Source organism: Lentzea sp. NPDC060358 (genome assembly GCF_042725365.1).
In the GTDB taxonomy this organism is placed as follows: Bacteria; Actinomycetota; Actinomycetes; order Mycobacteriales; family Pseudonocardiaceae; genus Lentzea.
Genome location: NZ_JBHXCW010000168.1, coordinates 1 through 17,505, shown reverse-complemented (window position 1 = coordinate 17,505; position 17,505 = coordinate 1). Strand labels below are relative to the sequence as shown.

The window sequence follows — 17,505 nt, the reverse complement described above, 5'->3', positions numbered from 1 at the left end:
GGCCGGGACCCACGACGTCAGGACACCACGGGAACCCACTCCGTCTTCACCGTCACGGCCTCGAGCGCGTCCGCCAGCGGCGTGACACCGAGGCCCGGACCGGTCGGCACGGCCAGGTGGCCGTCGTCCAGCACGAACGGCTCGGTCACGTCCATCGCGTAGTAGCGGTCGGACGCCGAGGTGTCGCCGGGCAGCGTGCAGCCGGGCAGCGCGGCCAGCGCCACGTTCGCCGCCCTGCCGATGCCCGTCTCGAGCATGCCGCCGCACCACACCGCGATGCCGTGGGCCGCGCACACGTCGTGGATGCGGCGCGCCTCCAGGTAGCCGCCGACGCGGCCGGGTTTGACGTTCACGATCTGGCACGCGCCGAGTTTGATCGCGTCCGCGGCCGACTTCGCCGAGGTGATCGACTCGTCCAGGCAGATCGGGGTGCGCACCACCTTCGCGAGCTCCGCGTGGGCGAGGATCTCCTCCTCGTCGAGCGGCTGCTCGATCAGCAGCAGGTCGAACGGGTCCAGGCGGGCCAGGTGCCGGGCGTCGCCGAGGGTGTAGGCGGTGTTGGCGTCGACCTGCAGCAGCACGTCGTCGCCGAACTGCTCGCGCACCGCGCGCACCGGTTCGACGTCCCAGCCGGGCTCGATCTTGAGCTTGATCCGGACGTAGCCCTCGGCGAGGTAGCCGCCGACGGCGTCGAGCAGCTCCGGGATCGAGTTCATGATCCCGACCGACACCCCGCACGGCACGCGGTCGCGGGTCGCGCCCAGCTCGCGGCCGAACGAGACGCCCCGCTGCCGCAGCTCGGCGTCGAGGACCGCCATCTCCAGCGCGCCCTTGGCCATCCGGTGCCCGCGGAACTTCGCGAGCCGCGGCGCGACGGTGACGCCGTCCACGTCGCCGGTGAGCGCGGGCACGAGGAACCGCCGCAGCACGTCCGCGCAACCCTCCAGGTACTCCGACGAGTACACCGGGTCGGCCATCGCGACGCACTCGCCCCAGCCCTCGACGCCGTCCGCCACGGCCTTGAGCAGCAGCAGCTGCCGGGTCGTCTGCGTGCCGAACGACGTGCGGAACGGGGACTTCAGCGGCATCTCGATCCAGCGGATCTCCACCCCGTCGAGCTTCACGGCTGTTCCTCCCTCTCCACGACGTACCAGCCGGACCTGTCGAACCCGGTGACGCGGGCGCCCGAGGCGAGCAGGTCGCCCAGGACGTCGCGCACGGCGTGACGCCACTCGTTCGCCGCGGCCGGGTTCGTGGCCCGCAGCGACTCGACGTCCGGTGGCACCGCGACGAGAACCGTTGCCGCGGAACAGGTTCCGCGCAGCGGAAGGCCGTCCTCGGAGATCCCGAGACCGATCACGCCGGTGGCGTTCGTGGTCCGCGGGCGGCCCTCGCAGGCGGCGGCGACCTCGGGCGAGGCGATCCGCCACCGGATCAGCAGCCGGTCGGTCTCGCTGCCGCCGTTGATGTCGTCGTCCATGTGCCCGTAGAAGTCCGGCAGGTACTCGGTCGCGTCCGCGGCGAGCTTGCCCAGGTTGAAGTAGGCGTTGCGGCGCACCAGCGGGTCGAAGGTCCAGGTGATCTCCGTGATGCCGCGCTCCAGGGCCCACGTCCGCTGGTCGAGCTTCATCGCGTACCCGACGTTGCGGCCGCGCATCCCGGCCGCGACGCCCGCGATGTGGCTGTGCAGCGAGCCCGCGGCCGGCGGCGAGCAGAAGCCGATGCACGCGCCGACCAGCTCGTCGCCGTCGAACGCGCCCGCGACGTAGCTACCCGCCTTGGCCATGGCCCGCAGCAGCTCCGCGTTGACCGGGGGAGTGCTGCCCTCGCCCGTGGGCCGCCAGATCGACTCGTACAACCGTTGCGTCGCCAGGAGTTCCGCGTACTCGGTGAGCTGGCGCACCACCACGTTCTGGGCCACCAACGTCATGTCAGCTCCTTCACGAGCGCCGCGAGCAGGTCCGTGCGCGGCGCCAGCTCCGACACCAGCACGTGCTCGTTCTCCGCGTGCGCTCCGCCGCCCACCGCGCCGAGGCCGTCGAGCGTCGCGACGCCCATGCCCGCGGTGAAGTTCCCGTCCGACGCCCCGCCGACCGCGGCCTGCTCCAGCGCGAAGCCCGCGAGCCGGGAGGCGAGGCCGAAGAGCCCCGAGGACGCCGTCAGCTCCATCGGCGCGCGGTTCGGGCCGCCGGTCACCTCGACCCCGGCCGACTCCAGCACCGGTTGCAGCGCCCGCATGGCCTGGTCGACCCGCAGCTGCTCGGCGAGGTTGCGCACCCGCACGTCCACCATGAACTTCCCCTGCGCGGGAACGGTGTTCGTCGTCGTGCCCGCGGACAGCACCGTCGGCACGACGGTCGTGCCGACGTCGGGGTCCGCCAGCGCCGACACCGCGAGGATCTGGTGCGCGGCCTCGATCGTCGCGTTCACACCGCGTTCGGGTTCGAGCCCGGCGTGCGACGCCCGGCCGTGCAGCGTCACCTCGTACATCGACGTGCCCTTGCGCTCGGTCTTGAGCGCGCCGCCGTCCGCCGACCCCTCGGTGACGAGGACGGCCGTGTGCTGCACGGCCTCGGTCTCGATCAGCGCGCGCGACGACGGCGAACCGATCTCCTCGTCACCGGTGATCAGCACCGTGACGCCGTCCGGGGACCCGAGCGACGCGACGGCGTGGAAGATCATCGCGACGCCGGTCTTCATGTCGAAGCAGCCCGGCCCGCGCAGCACGCCGTCGCGCACCGAGAACGGGATCCGCTCCAGCGTCCCGATCGGCCACACCGTGTCGTGGTGGCCGAGCAGCAACACCGTGCGCGGCCCGGAACCCAGCCGCCAGCGCAGGTGGGTGCGGCCCTCCAGCACGATCTGCTCGGGGGGCGAGCCGAGCAGCGCGGAGCCCACCTCGGCGGTGACCTCCGCACTGCGGGCGACCGCCGCCAGGTCGGTCGACGGCGACTCGCAGGTCACGAGCCGCTCGATGTCGGCGAGCAACGTCATCTCAGGACACCTTCGGCGTGGCGCGGACACCCATGTGCACGTACTCCTCACCCGTGGGCAGCGAGTAGAACACGACGGAGGTCCAGCTCGCGTTCTCGGACTCGCGGCACACGAACGTGGACTCGTCCACCGGCACGAGGTCGACGTCCGGCGGGTCGGGCACGACGCCCTTGAGCGGCCCGGTGATGGCCGCCTTGAGCCGCAGCCCGTGCTCGCCCTCGTAGACCTCCATGAGGGTGGACTCCCGCTCGTAGCGGCCCACGTACCGCGCGGGGTCGACGGTCACCGGCTCGGCCGGCGGCTCCATCGGGCGCGGCATGGCCACCCCGGCGAGCTCGGCGAAGACCTCCCGGTACAGCTCCAGGTAGATCTCGCGGGCGTGGTCGCCGTTGGTCAGCAGCGTGACCGCGAGCTGCTGCTCCGGCAGCAGGCGCAGGAACGCGGACTGCCCGATCGTGTTGCCGTCGTGGCCGATCAGCCGGTGGCCGTCCCAGCCGAACCGGATCCAGCCGAGGCCCCACGAGTCGCCGAGCACGTTCGGGTCGGGCAGGTCGGTCTGCTTCTCGGTCATCGCGGCCGCGGCCCGCTCGGACAGCACCTGCGTGCCGTCCTGCGCCTTGCCGCCTTCGAGGTGCATGCGCGCGAACTTCAGCACGTCCCCGGTGGTCGAGAAGATCGTGCCGGCGGGGCCGAGGGAGCGCGGCAGCTGCCAGACCGGCGCGGGGACCTGCTCGCCGTCGGAGTCCATGTGTCCGACCGCGGCGAGGTGCAGCAGGGCCTCCTCCGGCAGGGTGCCGGTGTGCTCCAGGCCGAGCGGCGCGAACAGCTTCTCCTTGAGCGCCGCGTCCCACGTCCCGCCGGTGATCTTCTCGATCACCCGGCCGGCGAGCACGAACCCGGCGTTGCTGTAGGAGAACGTCGCGCCGAGCGGGTGGTTCTGCGGCGCGTCGGCGAGCAGCCGGGTGTAGAGCTCCAGGCAGTCGTCGCCGCGGCCGGTGTCGGTGAACAGGTCGCCGTCGATGCCGCTCGTGTGGGTGAGCAGGTGCCGCATGGTCACCTTCTGCCCGACGACCGGGTCCTTCAGCTTCAGCTCGGGCAGCACGTCCACGATCGGCGCGTCGAGGTCGAGCCTGCCCTCGTCGACCAGCTGCATCACGACCGTCGACGTCCACACCTTGCCGATGGAACCGATCTGGAAGATCGAGTCGTCGGTGACCTCGACGCCGGTCCGGGTGTTGAGCACGCCGTGGTGCGCCTGGACGACCTCGCCCTTGTACAGGATGCCGAGTGCCGCACCGGGCACGCCGTGCTTGGTCGCGAGCGCGGAAAGCCTGCGCTGCCAGTGCTGCGCGTCGAGCGGCCGGCGGTTCTCGGCGTGCTGGCGCACCCAGTCGACGACGCGGTGGTTGAAGTCCGCGCGGTGCGACGGTTTGCCGTTGAGGATGAACAGGTGCGACTCGTCCGGGTAGAGCACGAGCTTGGCGGGCACCGAGTTCTGGCGCAGCGCGGAGAACCACTGCTCGGCCTGGCCGACCGGGCACCGGTCGTCGGCCGCGCCCTGGTAGACGAGCGTCGGCGTGCGGACCTGGCCGACGCGCGTCAACGGCGACAGCTCCGCGAGGTGCTCGCCGAGGCCGCCCAGCTCCAGCCTGGTGATGTAGTGCCCGCCGTCGGAGGTGCCGTCCATGCTGGTCAGGTCGGCGACCACACCACCGGCGACCGCGGCGGCGAACCTGGTGTCCCGGCTGGTCAGGTAGCACGTCATGAAGCCGCCGTAGCTGTAGCCGGTGACGGCCAGCTTCCCCTGGTCGGCCAGACCTTCCTCGACGAGCTGGTCGAGCGGCTCCAGGAAGTCGTTGGCGTCGGCCTTCCCCCACGCGCCGAGCGCGGCGCGGTAGAACTCTTCGCCGTAGCCGTCGCTGCCGCGCGGGTTGAGCGTCAGCACCGCCCAGCCCTGCTCCGCCAGCACCTGGTGGTAGAGGTGGACCGGGTCGGCCGTGCCGTTCCACGCGTTGTGCGGACCGCCGTGGACGTCGAGCAGCAGCGGCAACGGGCCGGTGCGCTCCGGATCGCGCAGCAGCCAGCCGTGCACGACGGTGCCGTCGGAGATCGTGAACTCCCGCTCCTCGCGGACGAGCGCGACGTCATGGCCGTGTTCGGTGTGGACGGTCACCTCGCCGCTCGCGAGGTCGACGGTCGCGACCTCGCCGTACGACGTCCCGGAGCCCAGGACCACGGCCGCGACGCCGCCGGCGACGGACAGCGCCGACACCTCGAGGGAGTCACCGCCCAGGACCAGCCGCGGTTCGCCGCCGTCGCGGTCCACGGCGTAGAGCTGCGTGTAGCCGCGGTCACGGGCGCAGAACAGCACGGTGTTGCCGTCGAGCGCGGGCACACCGCCGGGATACCCCGGCGCACCGGGCATCACGTTGCGGTCGAGCGACCCGGACAGCGAGCGCACCTCGCCGTCGAGCGTCACGTGCAGCAGGTCGACGTGCCCGGCGTCGGTGGTGGTCCGTCCGGTCACGAGCAGGCCGTCGTCGGTCCAGGTGATCGTCGCGCCCTGCCCTTCGGCGAGCCCGACGACGCGCGGCTCGGCGTGGCCCTCGACGTCGACGACGTGGATCGGGGAGCGGAAGGTCAGGTCGGAGTCCTCGTCGCGGGCGGCGCTGAAGGCCAGCCGCGTGCTGTCGGGCGACCAGGCGGGGGTGTCGGCGAAGTAGTCGCCGGAGGTCACCTGGCGGACCTCGCGGGTCTCCAGGTCGAGCACGTGCAGGTGCGTGCGGATGCTGCGCAGGTACCCGGCGCCGTCGGCCTTGTAGGCGAGGCGGTCGGTGACGACCGGTGCCTTGACGTCCGCGATGTCGACGGGCGCGGAGAACGCGAGCTTGGTGCCGTCCGCGTTCCACACCGGTGCGCCGGCGCCGTGCGGCAGCGTCGTGAGCTGCTCCGGTTCACCGCCGTCGGCGGGCAGCAGCCAGAGCTGCGCCGGTCCGTCCTGGGCGCGCAGGAACGCGATGATCCCGCCCTTCGGCGACCACGCGGGCGCCGCGTCGGACTTGCCCCTGGTGAGCTGCCTGGCCTTGCCGCCGGACAGCCGCCACAGCGACCGTTCGTCGCGGTCGGCCTCGCGGTCGGTGGTCCGCAGCACGTACACGACGTCGGTGCCGTCGGGGGAGATCGCGGGCTGCCCGGGCAGCGCGAAGCCGTACAGGTCCTCGATGGTGGTCATGGTGGTCCCCCTCGTCAACGGGTGGCGCCGAGCTCGGCGCGGAAGAGATCGAGCACGTTCTGGCCCAGCACCAGGGCGATGTCGTCGTCGGCCCAGCCGCGCTTCTGCAGCGCCTCGGTGACGAGCGGCAGGCCCGCCGGCCCCTCCAGGCCGGGGAGGAACTGGTCGATCGGGACGCCCTCGACGGCCTGCGTCTCGCAGCACGGCGGCGTGGTGTCGGCGAGGACCTCCTTGACGAAGTCCGGGCCGAGACCGACGTGCAGGATGCCCATGACGCCCGCGATGTGCTCGATGTGGTCGATGAGCCGGTCGATCGTGAAGTCGGACTCGTGCAGGAACGGCGCGAAGAAGTTCACGCACACGACGCCGCCGTTGGCCGCGATGCCGCGGAGCTGGTCGTCGGTGAGGTTGCGGTGGTGGTCGCGCAGCGCTCGCGCCGACGAGTGGGTGGCCATGACCGGACGGGTCGCGAGCTCCAGCACGTGGTCCACGCCCGCCGCGCCGAGGTGGCTGACGTCGAAGATCATGCCGAGCCGTTCCATCTCGCCCAGCGCCTCGACGCCGGCCCTGGTGAGCCTGCTGCCGGTGGCGTCCTCGCCGCTGCCGTCGGCCAGCGCCGTGCGGCCGAAGTGGGCGAGCGAGGCGATCCGCACGCCGAGGCGGCTCAGCGTCTCGAGCAGCTCGACGTCGTCGCCGACGCCGGGCGCGCTCTCCAGGGCGAGCACGAGCGCGATGCGGTTGCTGTCGAGCGCCGCGTCGATCTCGGCGCCGTTGCCGCAGAGGGCGACCGCGCCGGGGTTCGCCTCGGCGATGCGGTGGGCGGCCTCGATCTCCCGCAGCGTGTGCCGCAGGGCGCCCTCGGGCCGGAACACCTCGTCCACGAACACCGGCAGCACCTGCAGGTTCACCCCACCGGCCTCGAGCTGCGGCAGCCAGCGGTCGCGGAAGTGCGGCACCCACTGCCCGACGGGCCGGTGCGCGATCGCGGTGAGCAGGTCGTTGTGGGTGTCGGCGACGACGCTGCGCTCGTGCAGATCGCCGGTCATGAGGCCTCCAGCCTGGTGTGCCGCCTGGGCGCGGCCGCGAGCAGCTCACGCGTGTACTCGTGCCCCGGCTCGGTGAGCACCCGCTCGGCCGGTCCCTCCTCGACGATCCGGCCGTCCTTCATCACGGCGATCCGGTCGCTCACGTACCGCACGACAGCCAGGTTGTGGGAGATGAAGAGCATCGACAACCCGAGCTGCCGCTGCAGGTCGCGCACCAGGTTCAGCACGGCGCCCTGCACCGACACGTCGAGTGCGGAGGTGATCTCGTCGGCGATGACGACCTCCGGCCGCCCGGCCAGCGCCCGCGCGAGCGCCACCCGCTGCCGCTGCCCGCCGGAGAGCTTCGCGGGCAGCGCCGTGGCACGGCCGGGGTCGAGGTTCACCAGTTCGAGCAGCCGCGCGACCTCGGCCTTCCTGTTCACGCCCTTCGGCATGGCCTCGGCGATGGACCCGCCGATGCTCATCCGCGGGTCGAGTGAGGAGTACGGGTCCTGGAAGACCATCTGAACCTTGCGGCGGTGCCGGCTCTCGCCGTCGACCAGCACCCGGCCGCCGGTGACCGGCACCAGCCCGACCGCGGTGGCGGCCAGCGTCGACTTGCCGGAACCGGACTCGCCGACCAGGCCCACGACCTGGCCCGACGGCACCGCGAGGGTGACGTCGTCGACGGCCAGGTGGTGGCCGTAGCGCACGCTCACCCGGTCGAAGTACAGCTCGCTCATCGCGTGCCTCCCAGCACGTGCCCGGTCACGACCCCGCGCCGGTGTCCCACCACGACGCCTCTCACCGCGCACCTCCCGCCGCCGCCAGGGTCAGTTCTCTCTCCGACTTCCAGCACGCCACCCGGTGCCCGTCCGCCATCGGCGTGAGCTCGGGCTCCTCCTGCCGGCAGCGGTCCTCGGCCAGCGGGCAGCGCGGCGCGAACGGGCAGCCCCGCGCGATCTCACCCGGCTCCGGCGGCCGGCCCGGGATGACAGCCAGCGGCGCCTCCCGGTCCGTGTCGAGGTCGGGCACCGCGGCCAGCAACGCCGTCGTGTACGGGTGCCGGGCCGCCGTGAACAGCTCGGCGGTCGGCAGCTCCTCCACGATGCGGCCCGCGTACATCACCAGCACGCGGTCGCAGGTCTGCGCCACCACGGTGATGTCGTGGCTGATCAGCAGCACGGCCGCCGTGCGCTCGGCCCTGATCCGCGCCAGCAGCTTGAGCACCTCGCGCTGCACGGTGACGTCGAGCGCCGTGGTCGGCTCGTCGGCGATCACCAGGCGCGGCTCGCCCATCAGGCCCATCGCGATCATCGCGCGCTGCCGCATGCCGCCGGAGAACTCGTGCGGGTACTGCTTCACGCGCCGCTCGGGCTCCGGGATCCGCACGGCGCGCAGCCGGTCGACCGCCTTCGCGACGGCCTGCCTGCGCGACATGCCCTGGTGCACCTCGGACACCTCGGCGATCTGGCTGCCGATGCGGCGCGTGGGGTTGAACGACGTCATCGGGTCCTGGAACACCATCGCGAGCTTCGTGCCCAGCTCGCGGTCCGGGGTGGCGCGCAACGGCTTGCCGTCGAAGTCGAGCTGGTCGGCCGTCACGTGGCCGGGGTGCTCGATCAGGCGCGACACGGCCAGCGCCGTGAGGCTCTTGCCGGAGCCGGACTCGCCGACGACGCCGATCATCTCCCCGTCGTGGACGGTGAACGAGACCCCGCGCACCGGCGTGACGCCACCGGGGAACGACACGTGCAGGTTCCGCACGGTCAGCAGGCCCTCGCCCTCGAAGCCCTCAGTGGACTCGTGGCGCGCCACCGCGCGTCCGCGCACCTGCTGCCGGCCGCCGGCGGCCGCCGCGGCCGCCTCGCCGAAGAGGTTGAACGCGAGCCCGGCGAGCACCACGGCGACGGCCGGGCCCAGCGCGGGCGCGGGGGAGACGTAGATCCGCTGCAGGCCCTCGCCGAGCAGCCGGCCCCAGTCGTAGGACGGCGCCTGCACGCCGATGCCGAGGAACGACAGGCCGGCGAACGCGGTCAGCGCGGACCCCGCCGCCAGGGTCGCGTTGATCACGAGCGGCTCGGCGATGTTCGGCAGGACGTGCCGCACCAGCAACCGGAACCGGCCGACGCCGCACACCCTGGCGGCCTTGATGAAGTCGCGTCCGCTGACCGCCGCGGTCAGCGTCTGGGTCAGGCGCGCGAACGACGGCGCGATCGCGAACGCGATGGCGAGCACCGCGCCGATCGTGCCGGTGCCGAAGATGACGGCGAAGAACAGCGCCAGCAGCAGACCGGGGAACGCCACGGCGATGTTCACCGCGGAGGTGACGACCCGCGCCGCCCACCGCGGCAGCACCGACGGCACCGACCCCAGCACCAGGCCGGTCGTCACGCCGATCAGCGTCGCGAGCAGCGCCAGCCCGATCGTCAGCCGGGTGGCGACGAGGACGCGGTAGAAGATGTCGCGGCCGAGCAGGTCGGTGCCGAGCAGGTGGTCCGCGGACGGGCCCTGCTGCAACGCGTCGGTGTCGATCGCGGCGGCGCGGTCGCCCCACAGCACGGGGGCGAACACCGCGAGCAGGACCAGCAGCGCGAGGAGCACGGCCGACGCCAGGCCCACGGGGGAGCGGAGTGCGGCGCGCATCAGGCCTCCCTGATCGTCGAACGGGGGTCGAGCAGCGCGAGCGCGACGTCCACGACGAGGTTCACCAGCAGCACACCGGCGCCGTAGACGAGCACGATTCCCTGCACGGTCGGGTAGTCCTTCTGCTGGATCGAGCCGACGATCGTCGACCCCAGTCCCGGCCACGCGAACACGTTCTCCACCAGCACGGTCCCGGCGACGAGCGACGCGAGCAGCATGCCGCCGAGGGTCAGGGTCGCCGTCACGGCGTTGGGCAGCGCGTGCCGCAGGTACACGAGCCGGGCCGGCAGCCGCTTCGCCCGCGCGGTCCGCACGAAGTCGTTGCCCAGCACGGAGAGCAGCTCGACGCGCACGATCCGCGCCAGCACCGCGGCCGGTCCGATCGCGAGCGCCAGCACCGGCAGCACCCACGAGCCGGGCGCGTCGTTGCCCGCCACGGGGAACAGGTTCAGCGTCACGGCGAAGAAGCTCACGAGCCCCACCGCGAGCAGGAACTCCGGGATCGCCGCGAGCACCACGCTCGAGGAGGTGAACGCGAGTTCGCCGCCGCGGCGGCGGCCGCCCTTGGTGACGATCGCCATCACGACGCCGACCGGCACCGCGACGACGACGACGAACAGGAACGCGAGCACCGCGAGCTGCACGGTCGCGGGCAGCCGGTCGCCGATCAGGTCCGACACCGGGGTGCCGGCGGTCAGCGACGTGCCGAGGTCACCGCGGAACAGGCCGGTGAGGTAACGCCAGTACTGCACGGGCAACGGGTCGTCGAGCCCCAGCGCCGCGCGCCGGGAGGCGACGAGGTCCGGGGGAGCCGCGAGCCCGAGCGACTCGCGGACGGGGTCGCCGGGGATCAGGTGGATCATCAGGAACGCCGCGGTGACGAGCACCCACAGCGAGACCACGAACCGCACGGCCCGGCGCCGGGCGAAGGGCAGCCAGGTGCTGCCGCCCTCCGCCCGCCGCTGCACCTTGATCATGACGCGAGCATCCGGATCGCCGTCGGGTCGACGCTGTCGCTGATCGTGAACTTCGCGCCCTTCACGAACACGGGCAGCACCGAGTCGTAATACGGGATGAAGCTCGCGTCCTTCACGAGCGCGGCCTCGGCCCTGTTCCAGTTGTCGCAGCCGTCCTTGCCCGCCTTGGTGGCGGCTTCCTTCGACTGCGCTTCGAACTCGGCGTTGGCGATGTGGGCGAAGTTCACGCCGTCGGGCGGCAGCGTGCCGGACGCGAACGGGGTGAGCTGGCTCGGCAGCGACAGGGTGAGCGGCACCATCGACGCGTCCCACGCGCCGGTGTCGAACAGCGCCTGGTTGATGCCGGCCGAGTCGACCGGCGCGATCTCCACCTTCACGCCGATGCCCTGCCACGTCTGCTGGATCAGCTCGGCGGTCGAGGTGAGCGTCGGGCCGGCGACGGTGGGCTGGAGCAGCTTCACGGTCAGCTGCTTGCCGTCCTTGGCCCGCGTGCCGTCGGCACCCGCCTTCCAGCCCGCCGCGTCGAGCGCCGACGTCGCCGCGCCCTTGTCGAACTTCGGCAGGTTCGGGCCCACGTTGTCGCCGGTGCACGGCCGCGGCTGGACCGTCACGAGGCTCTGCGACGGCTTGCCCTTGCCGTTGGTGAGGACCTTGCCGACCTGGTTCAGGTCGAGGCCCTGCACGAGCGCCTTGCGCACCGCGGGGTCCTTGCCGGGGTGGCCGTCGGCCTGGTTGAACGTGAGCGTCCCGAGCGGCGTCGCGCCGTCGACGTGGTCGACCTTCTGCGCCAGCAGGCGTTCCTGGTCGGGGCCCACGATCTGGGCGGCGGTGAGCTGGCCCTGCAGCAGCAGGTTGACCGCGGTCGTCTCGTTCTGGATCACCCGGAACACGACCTTGTCCGGCAGGCCGGGCTGGTTCTGCTGCCAGTCGCCGGGGCCCCACGCGAAGTCCTTGCGGCGCTCCATCGTGTACCGGTCGTTCGGCACGATCTCGGTGATCTTGAACATGCCGGTGCCGTGCTCGCCCTTCGCGAGCAGCGACCGGTCGGCCATGCCCTTGGCGCACACGATCGGCAGCGTGCCGATGTTGGTCAGCAGGAACGCGTCCGGCGCGCCGCTCGTGACGGTGACGGTGCGGGCCGCGTCGTCCGCGGTCGCCGTGGTGCCCGCCGGGACCTGGAGCCCGGTGAGCGCCGACTTGCTCGCCGGGTCGCCGGCGAACGTGATGTTCGCGGCGACGTCCTTCGCGGTGAGCGGTGAGCCGTCGGTGCAGGTGATGCCCTGGCGCAGGGTGAACGTCGCCGTGGTGGTCGTCGCCTCCCACTTCTCGGCGAGCCCGGAGACGATCTCGCCCTCCGGGGTGCGCTCGATGAGGCTCGCGTAGAGGAACCGGTCGACCGCGCGGGCCGCGGACAGGACCGTGAGGGCGGGGTCCAGGCTGCCCGGGTCCGTGCCGATCGACATGGTGAACGTCTTGCCGTCGGCCAGGGCCTGGTCGCCGGACCCGGAGGTCCCCTGGGTCCCGCAGGCGGTGGTGGTCAGGACGACGGCACCGAGGAGGGCTACCGCACGCTTCATGATGGGCTCCGGAGGTGGTCGGCGGCGAGGCGTCCGGCGCGGCCGATCACCGCGTCGGCGGGGTTCAGCGGGGTGGTGATGTCCCTCGGTGTCGAGGAAGTCGTGCGGTCGAAGTCCACTGTGGACCTACGACCGGCTCCGCGGGCGTGGACGAACCCCTCGGCGCCCACGTCCGCGGAGGTCTGCGGGAGCGCGGTCATCGCGCCACCCGGCGGTCCGCGCGGCCGGTGTGCAGGTAGAGCGCGTGCCCGTGCCCGTCGTCGCCGACGAACGCGTGCGGCATGTGGATGCCGTGCACCGGCTCGGCGGCGACGAGGGTGTCGTTGCGCCACGGCACGAGCTCGGTCCGGCCGGCGGACTCGGGGCTGACCTCGGCCATGATCCCCTTGGGCACCAGGTCCATCCAGATCCGGCCGTCGTCGTCCTGCGTGATCACGCGCTCGGCGACCGACGACACGTACACGCCGGTGAACCGCGAGCCGTCGACGGGTTCGGGCTCCGCGGCGGGCGCGGGCAGTGCGCCCAGCTCGATGCCGGTGAGCTCGCGCAGCACGTGCCGGAACACCGCCTGGTAGAGGTCGAAGGTGTTGCCGCCGTTGGTGAGCAGCGCGATCGCGACGCCCTGCTCCGGCACCAGGCGCAGGAACGCGTTCTGGCCGATCGTGCTGCCGTCGTGGCCGATGACCGTGCCCTGCGGGTGGTGGAACATCTCCCAGCCCAGGCCCCACGCGTCGCCCATCAGCGCGAGGTCGGGGACGTGGACCTGGACCTCGCGCATGGCGCGCGCGGACTCCGGCGACAGCACCCCGGCGCCGTCGTTCATGTGCATCCGCGCGAACTCCAGCAGGTCGCTCGCGCTCATCGCGAGCACCGACCCGGCCGGCGCGTTCGACCGCACGAGCGACCAGACCGGCGCGAGCTGCGGCCCGGCCGCCTCGTCGTGGGTGAGGTGCCCGGCGGCGGCGCGGAACAGGATCGCCTCGTCCGCGCTGGTGGCGGCGTGGGTGAGGCCGAGCTTCGCGAACAGGTGCTCGCGCAGGCAGCGGTCGTACTGCTTGCCGCGCAGCACCTCGACGATCCGGCCGAGCACGCAGTAGCCGGCGTTGTTGTAGCTGAACATCTCGCCGGGCGGGAACAGCTGCGGCGTGTCGTGCAGCGTGGCCACGTACTTCTCCACGCAGTCGTCGCCGCGGCCGGTGTCGGTGAAGAGGTCGCCCTCGAAGCCCGCGGTGTGGTTGAGCAGCTGCCGGACCGTGATGGCGGCGGAGGCGTCCTCGTCGGCGACGCGGAAGTCGGGCAGGTAGGCGCGCACCGGGGCGTCGACGTCCAGCAGGCCCTCGTCGGCGAGCTGCATCACCAGCGTCGCCGTCCAGACCTTGGTGATCGAGCCGATCTGGAACACGGAGTCGGTGGTCGCCTCGACGCCGGTGTTCCTGTTCAGCACCCCCGCGGCCGCCTCGACGACGTCGTCGCCCACCGTGACGGCGGCGCTCGCGCCCACCACGCCGTGTTCGGCCACCAGTCGCGGCAGGTTCTCCTGCAGCCAGTCGCTGATCTCGTTGAGCTTGGACATCCGCGCGCCTCATCCACGTCGACGTGACTCCGGTCACCCGGAAACCTAGGTCCGGGGCAGGGGCCGACACCTCGTCCGGGCCGACGAATCTGACCCGTCGGATCTGTCCGTCTCGACGAACGGCTCACTCGGGTGGAGCAGGCTCCACCTCCGTCCGGGCAGTCTGCGTGATCGTCGCGCGCCGTGCCGGAAATTACGTTCTTCCACGGAAAACGTTGCGAGGCAAGGAGAACGTGATGAGGGCAGACGCGCTGTCGCTGCAGGCGGTGCGGAAGGTGTACGGCTCGGGAGACGGTGCCGTCACGGCGTTGGACGAGGTCACCGTCGGCATCCGGCGCGGCACCTTCACCGCGGTGATGGGCCCGTCCGGCTCGGGCAAGAGCACGTTCCTGCACTGCGCGTCGGGCATGGACCGGCCGACCTCCGGGCGCGCGCTGCTCGGCGACACCGACCTCGGCGGCCTCAAGGAGGCCGCGCTCACGCAGGTGCGGCGCGACCGGATCGGGTTCGTCTTCCAGGCCTACAACCTGCTGCCGTCGCTCACCGTCGAGCAGAACATCACGCTCCCGCTGCGCCTCGCGGGCCGCAAGGCCGACACGGGGTGGCTGCGCGAGGTCGTCGCACGGGTCGGGCTCGACGGCCGGCTCTCCCGGCACCCGGCCGAGCTGTCGGGCGGCCAGCAGCAACGCGTGGCGATCGCCCGCGCCCTGGTGGCGCGGCCCGAGGTCGTCCTGGCCGACGAACCGACCGGCGCCCTGGACTCGCGCACGGCCCACCAGGTGCTGGGGCTGCTCCGGTCGATCGTCGACGAGATGGGCCAGACCGTGCTGATGGTGACGCACGACCCGGTCGCGGCTTCGGCGGCGCACAGCGTGCTGTTCCTCGCCGACGGCAGGCTCGCGGGCGAACTGGTCTCGCCGACACCGGAGAAGGTCGCCGACCGCATGACGCACCTCGGGGAGTGGTGAGCGGTGCTGACCCTCGCCTGGCAGACCGTCAAGTCCCGCACCAGCGGGTTCGTCGGCGCCTTCGTCGCCGTCCTCTGCGGCACCGCGCTCGTCGCCGCCTGCGGCATCCTCATGGAGTCCGGCTTCCGCGGCGGCGTGCCGACCCAGCGCTACGCCGCCGCCGACGTGGTCGTCACCGCCGACCGGACCGTGCAGCCGCCCGACGCCGAGTCGATCGAGTTCGAGTACGCCGCCGAGCAACCGGCCGTGCCCGCCTCGCTCACCGCCAAGATCGCCTCGGTGCCCGGGGTGCGGGCCGCGGTGGCCGAGCAGACCTTCCCGGCCGTGGTCGTCGGGCCGGACGGGCAGCCGCTCGCGGACAAGCCCTCCTTCGGCCACAACTGGGAGTCGGCCGTGCTCGCCCCCTACGCGCTCAAGGAGGGCGACGCCCCGAAGGACGGCGAGGTCGTCCTCGACGCCGGGCTCGCGGCGCGGTCGGGTGCGAAGCCGGGCGACGAGATCCGGGTCATGACCCGGTCGGTGCCGGTCGCCTACCGCGTCTCCGGTGTCGCCGAGGCGGCGGGGGACCGGCAGGCGGCGCTGTTCTTCGGCACCGCCCAGGCGGACGCCCTCGCCGGACGGCCCGGTCAGCTCACCGCCGTCGGCGTGCTGGCCGAACCGGGGACGCGCGACCTCGCGTCCCGGCTGGAGGAGGCGCTGCGGGACGACCACGTCGAGGTGTCCGAGGGCGCCGACCGCAGCGCGGCCGAGTTCGAGGACGTCGGCAGGACGAAGTCGATCCTCACGATCCTCTCCGGCTCGTTCGGCGGGTACGCGGTGCTCGTCGCGATCTTCGTGGTGGCCAGCACCCTCGCGCTGGCCGTCGAGCAGCGCCGCCGCGAGTTCGCGCTGCTGCGGGCCGTCGGCGCCACGCCGCGGCAGGTCCGCAGGCTCATCGGCGTCGAGACGACGGTGGTCGCGCTGGTCGCGGGCGTGCTAGGCAGCCTGCTCGGCATCGCCGTGAGCCTCGGGCTGCGCGCCGCGTTCGCGGACATCGGCGTGGTGCCGGACGACTTCGCGTTGTCGATCGGCCCGATCCCCCTGGCCGCGGCACTGGTGATCGGCGTCGCCGCGGCCCGGATCGCGGCGTGGAGCGCGTCGCGGCGGCCGTCGTCGATCAACCCCGTCGAGGCGCTGGGCGAGGCGGCCGTGCAACGCCGCGACGTCGGCAAGGTCCGCCTGGCGTTCGGCGGGGCGCTGATCGTCCTCGGGCTCGGCGCGACGGTGACGCCCCTGTTCGTGCGCGGCCAGAACGCCGCGGCCACCTCGGTCATGGCGGCGCTGGTGCTGATCATCGGTCTCGCGCTGGCCGGCCCGCGGGTCGTCGGCGGCGCGGTGCGGCTGGTCGCGCCGGTGATCGGCCGCACCGGGCCGAGCGGCTACCTGGCGTCCGCGAACGTCGTGAAGAACTCCCGCAGGCTGGCCGCGGCCGTGACGCCGCTGATGCTCGCGATCGGGTTCTTCGTCGTGAACTTCTACAGCCAGACCACCTTCACCGCCGCCGTGCGGCAGGAGACGACCCGGTCGATCACCGCCGACCACGTGGTCACCGGGGTGACGGGGGTGTCACCGGAGGTCGTCGGGGCGGTGCGCCGCACCGGTGCCACCGCGACGTCGCTGGTGCGCACGCAGGTGATCACCGAGACCAGGAGCAGCGACAGCGTCCAGGTGCAGGCCCGGCCCGCGAACGGGCTCGACGCCGAAGCCGGTGCCGCGGTCGACCTCGGCGTTCAGACGGGCAGCCTCGCCGACCTCACCCCCGGCACGGTGGCGCTCGGTGCCGACCACGCGTCGTGGGAGAACAAGAAGGTGGGCGACACGGTCGAGTTCTGGTTCGCCGACGGCCGGCCGGGCAAGCTGCGCGTCGTCGCGACCTACCGCAACGACCTCGCGTTCGGCGACTACGTCCTGTCGGCCGCCGACGCCCGCGCCCACACGGCGGCGGGCATGGACAGCGCGGTGCTCGTGAAGTCGGGCGACGCGTCCGCCCTGCGGGAGCTGGTGGCCCGGTACCCGGGAGTCCGGGTGGCGGGGGAGGTGTCGGCGCAGGAGCGCGGCGACGAGCGGACCCAGTTCCTGCTCAACCTGATCGCCGTCGGCGTGATCCTCGGCTACGTCGCGATCTCGGTGTCGAACACGCTCGTGATGTCCACCGCCGCACGGCGCCGCGAGTTCGCGCTGCTGCGCCTCGTCGGCACGGGACGCCGCCAGGTGGTCGCGATGATGCGCGCGGAGGCGGTGCTGACCGTCGCGCTCGCGGCCGTGTTCGGCACGCTGGTGGCCGCGGTTCCCCTGGTGCTGCTGGCGATCGGCATGACCGGCAGCCCGGTGCCGGCCGGCTCGGTCACCGCCTACCTGGGCACGCTGGCGGGCGCCGCGGTGCTCGGGGTGGTGTCGATCGCGATCCCGACGCGGATGTCGTTGCGCGACAAGCCGATCGACACGATCGGGATGCGGGAGTGATCGTCCGGGAG

General features: G+C 72.7%; 12 protein-coding genes and 1 pseudogene. 2 read left to right on the top strand and 11 right to left on the bottom strand.

Features of this window, described 5'->3' with window-relative positions; genetic code table 11:
• Positions 1-17 precede the first annotated feature (17 nt).
• From menC to ACFWGZ_RS28735, 11 genes and pseudogenes are all read right to left on the bottom strand, one after another.
• On the bottom strand, positions 18-1,124 hold the full coding sequence (gene menC, locus ACFWGZ_RS28785) for an o-succinylbenzoate synthase (RefSeq protein WP_382454712.1): 1,107 nt from the start codon (positions 1,122-1,124) through the stop codon (positions 18-20).
• Complete coding sequence (locus ACFWGZ_RS28780; RefSeq protein WP_382454711.1) at positions 1,121-1,930, bottom strand: GNAT family N-acetyltransferase; 810 nt, start codon at positions 1,928-1,930, stop codon at positions 1,121-1,123. The genes menC and ACFWGZ_RS28780 overlap by 4 nt, the downstream gene beginning before the upstream one ends.
• Positions 1,927-2,994 carry a M20 family metallopeptidase gene (locus ACFWGZ_RS28775; RefSeq protein WP_382454710.1) on the bottom strand — a complete coding sequence of 356 codons (1,068 nt, stop codon included), beginning with the start codon at positions 2,992-2,994 and terminating at the stop codon, positions 1,927-1,929. Before ACFWGZ_RS28775 ends, ACFWGZ_RS28780 begins: the two co-directional genes overlap by 4 nt.
• Before the next feature lies 1 nt (position 2,995).
• A complete protein-coding gene (locus ACFWGZ_RS28770; RefSeq protein WP_382454709.1) occupies positions 2,996-6,226 on the bottom strand; it encodes a serine hydrolase in 3,231 nt (1,076 codons plus the stop codon).
• Positions 6,227-6,240: 14 nt separating this feature from the next.
• The gene (locus tag ACFWGZ_RS28765) at positions 6,241-7,272 is read right to left on the bottom strand and encodes a dipeptidase (protein ID WP_382454708.1); all 1,032 of its coding nucleotides are present in this window, start codon (positions 7,270-7,272) and stop codon (positions 6,241-6,243) included.
• Between the two features lie 8 nt (positions 7,273-7,280).
• A pseudogene (locus ACFWGZ_RS28760) lies at positions 7,281-7,994 on the bottom strand (ABC transporter ATP-binding protein); the annotation flags it as partial.
• Between the two features lie 61 nt (positions 7,995-8,055).
• Positions 8,056-9,897 (bottom strand): dipeptide/oligopeptide/nickel ABC transporter permease/ATP-binding protein, encoded by a 1,842-nt coding sequence (locus ACFWGZ_RS28755; protein WP_382454707.1) that lies wholly within the window; start codon positions 9,895-9,897, stop codon positions 8,056-8,058.
• Complete coding sequence (locus ACFWGZ_RS28750; protein ID WP_382454706.1) at positions 9,897-10,874, bottom strand: ABC transporter permease; 978 nt, start codon at positions 10,872-10,874, stop codon at positions 9,897-9,899. The genes ACFWGZ_RS28755 and ACFWGZ_RS28750 overlap by 1 nt, the downstream gene beginning before the upstream one ends.
• Positions 10,871-12,451: an ABC transporter substrate-binding protein gene (locus ACFWGZ_RS28745; RefSeq protein ID WP_382454705.1), complete on the bottom strand. Its 1,581-nt coding sequence runs from the start codon at positions 12,449-12,451 to the stop codon at positions 10,871-10,873. Before ACFWGZ_RS28745 ends, ACFWGZ_RS28750 begins: the two co-directional genes overlap by 4 nt.
• Complete coding sequence (locus ACFWGZ_RS28740; RefSeq protein WP_382454704.1) at positions 12,448-12,651, bottom strand: hypothetical protein; 204 nt, start codon at positions 12,649-12,651, stop codon at positions 12,448-12,450. Before ACFWGZ_RS28740 ends, ACFWGZ_RS28745 begins: the two co-directional genes overlap by 4 nt.
• Complete coding sequence (locus ACFWGZ_RS28735) at positions 12,648-14,024, bottom strand: serine hydrolase domain-containing protein (RefSeq protein ID WP_382454703.1); 1,377 nt, start codon at positions 14,022-14,024, stop codon at positions 12,648-12,650. Before ACFWGZ_RS28735 ends, ACFWGZ_RS28740 begins: the two co-directional genes overlap by 4 nt.
• Before the next feature lie 236 nt (positions 14,025-14,260).
• On the opposite strand from ACFWGZ_RS28735, the gene ACFWGZ_RS28730 reads away from it, so the two are divergent.
• Positions 14,261-14,992 carry an ABC transporter ATP-binding protein gene (locus ACFWGZ_RS28730; RefSeq protein WP_382454702.1) on the top strand — a complete coding sequence of 244 codons (732 nt, stop codon included), beginning with the start codon at positions 14,261-14,263 and terminating at the stop codon, positions 14,990-14,992.
• Positions 14,993-14,995: 3 nt separating this feature from the next.
• Complete coding sequence (locus ACFWGZ_RS28725; protein WP_382454701.1) at positions 14,996-17,494, top strand: FtsX-like permease family protein; 2,499 nt, start codon at positions 14,996-14,998, stop codon at positions 17,492-17,494.
• The last annotated feature ends 11 nt before the right edge of the window (positions 17,495-17,505 follow it).

What these genes read in the sequence shown, in the direction of transcription:
- ACFWGZ_RS28780 (WP_382454711.1), bottom strand. Translation starts at nt 1,930, where the DNA reads ATGACGTTGGTGGCCCAGAACGTGGTGGTGCGCCAGCTCACCGAGTAC.
- ACFWGZ_RS28745 (WP_382454705.1), bottom strand. Translation starts at nt 12,451, where the DNA reads ATGAAGCGTGCGGTAGCCCTCCTCGGTGCCGTCGTCCTGACCACCACC.
- ACFWGZ_RS28740 (WP_382454704.1), bottom strand. Translation starts at nt 12,651, where the DNA reads ATGACCGCGCTCCCGCAGACCTCCGCGGACGTGGGCGCCGAGGGGTTC.
- ACFWGZ_RS28735 (WP_382454703.1), bottom strand. Translation starts at nt 14,024, where the DNA reads ATGTCCAAGCTCAACGAGATCAGCGACTGGCTGCAGGAGAACCTGCCG.
- ACFWGZ_RS28755 (WP_382454707.1), bottom strand. Translation starts at nt 9,897, where the DNA reads ATGCGCGCCGCACTCCGCTCCCCCGTGGGCCTGGCGTCGGCCGTGCTC.
- ACFWGZ_RS28770 (WP_382454709.1), bottom strand. Translation starts at nt 6,226, where the DNA reads ATGACCACCATCGAGGACCTGTACGGCTTCGCGCTGCCCGGGCAGCCC.
- ACFWGZ_RS28750 (WP_382454706.1), bottom strand. Translation starts at nt 10,874, where the DNA reads ATGATCAAGGTGCAGCGGCGGGCGGAGGGCGGCAGCACCTGGCTGCCC.
- ACFWGZ_RS28775 (WP_382454710.1), bottom strand. Translation starts at nt 2,994, where the DNA reads ATGACGTTGCTCGCCGACATCGAGCGGCTCGTGACCTGCGAGTCGCCG.
- ACFWGZ_RS28765 (WP_382454708.1), bottom strand. Translation starts at nt 7,272, where the DNA reads ATGACCGGCGATCTGCACGAGCGCAGCGTCGTCGCCGACACCCACAAC.
- ACFWGZ_RS28730 (WP_382454702.1), top strand. Translation starts at nt 14,261, where the DNA reads ATGAGGGCAGACGCGCTGTCGCTGCAGGCGGTGCGGAAGGTGTACGGC.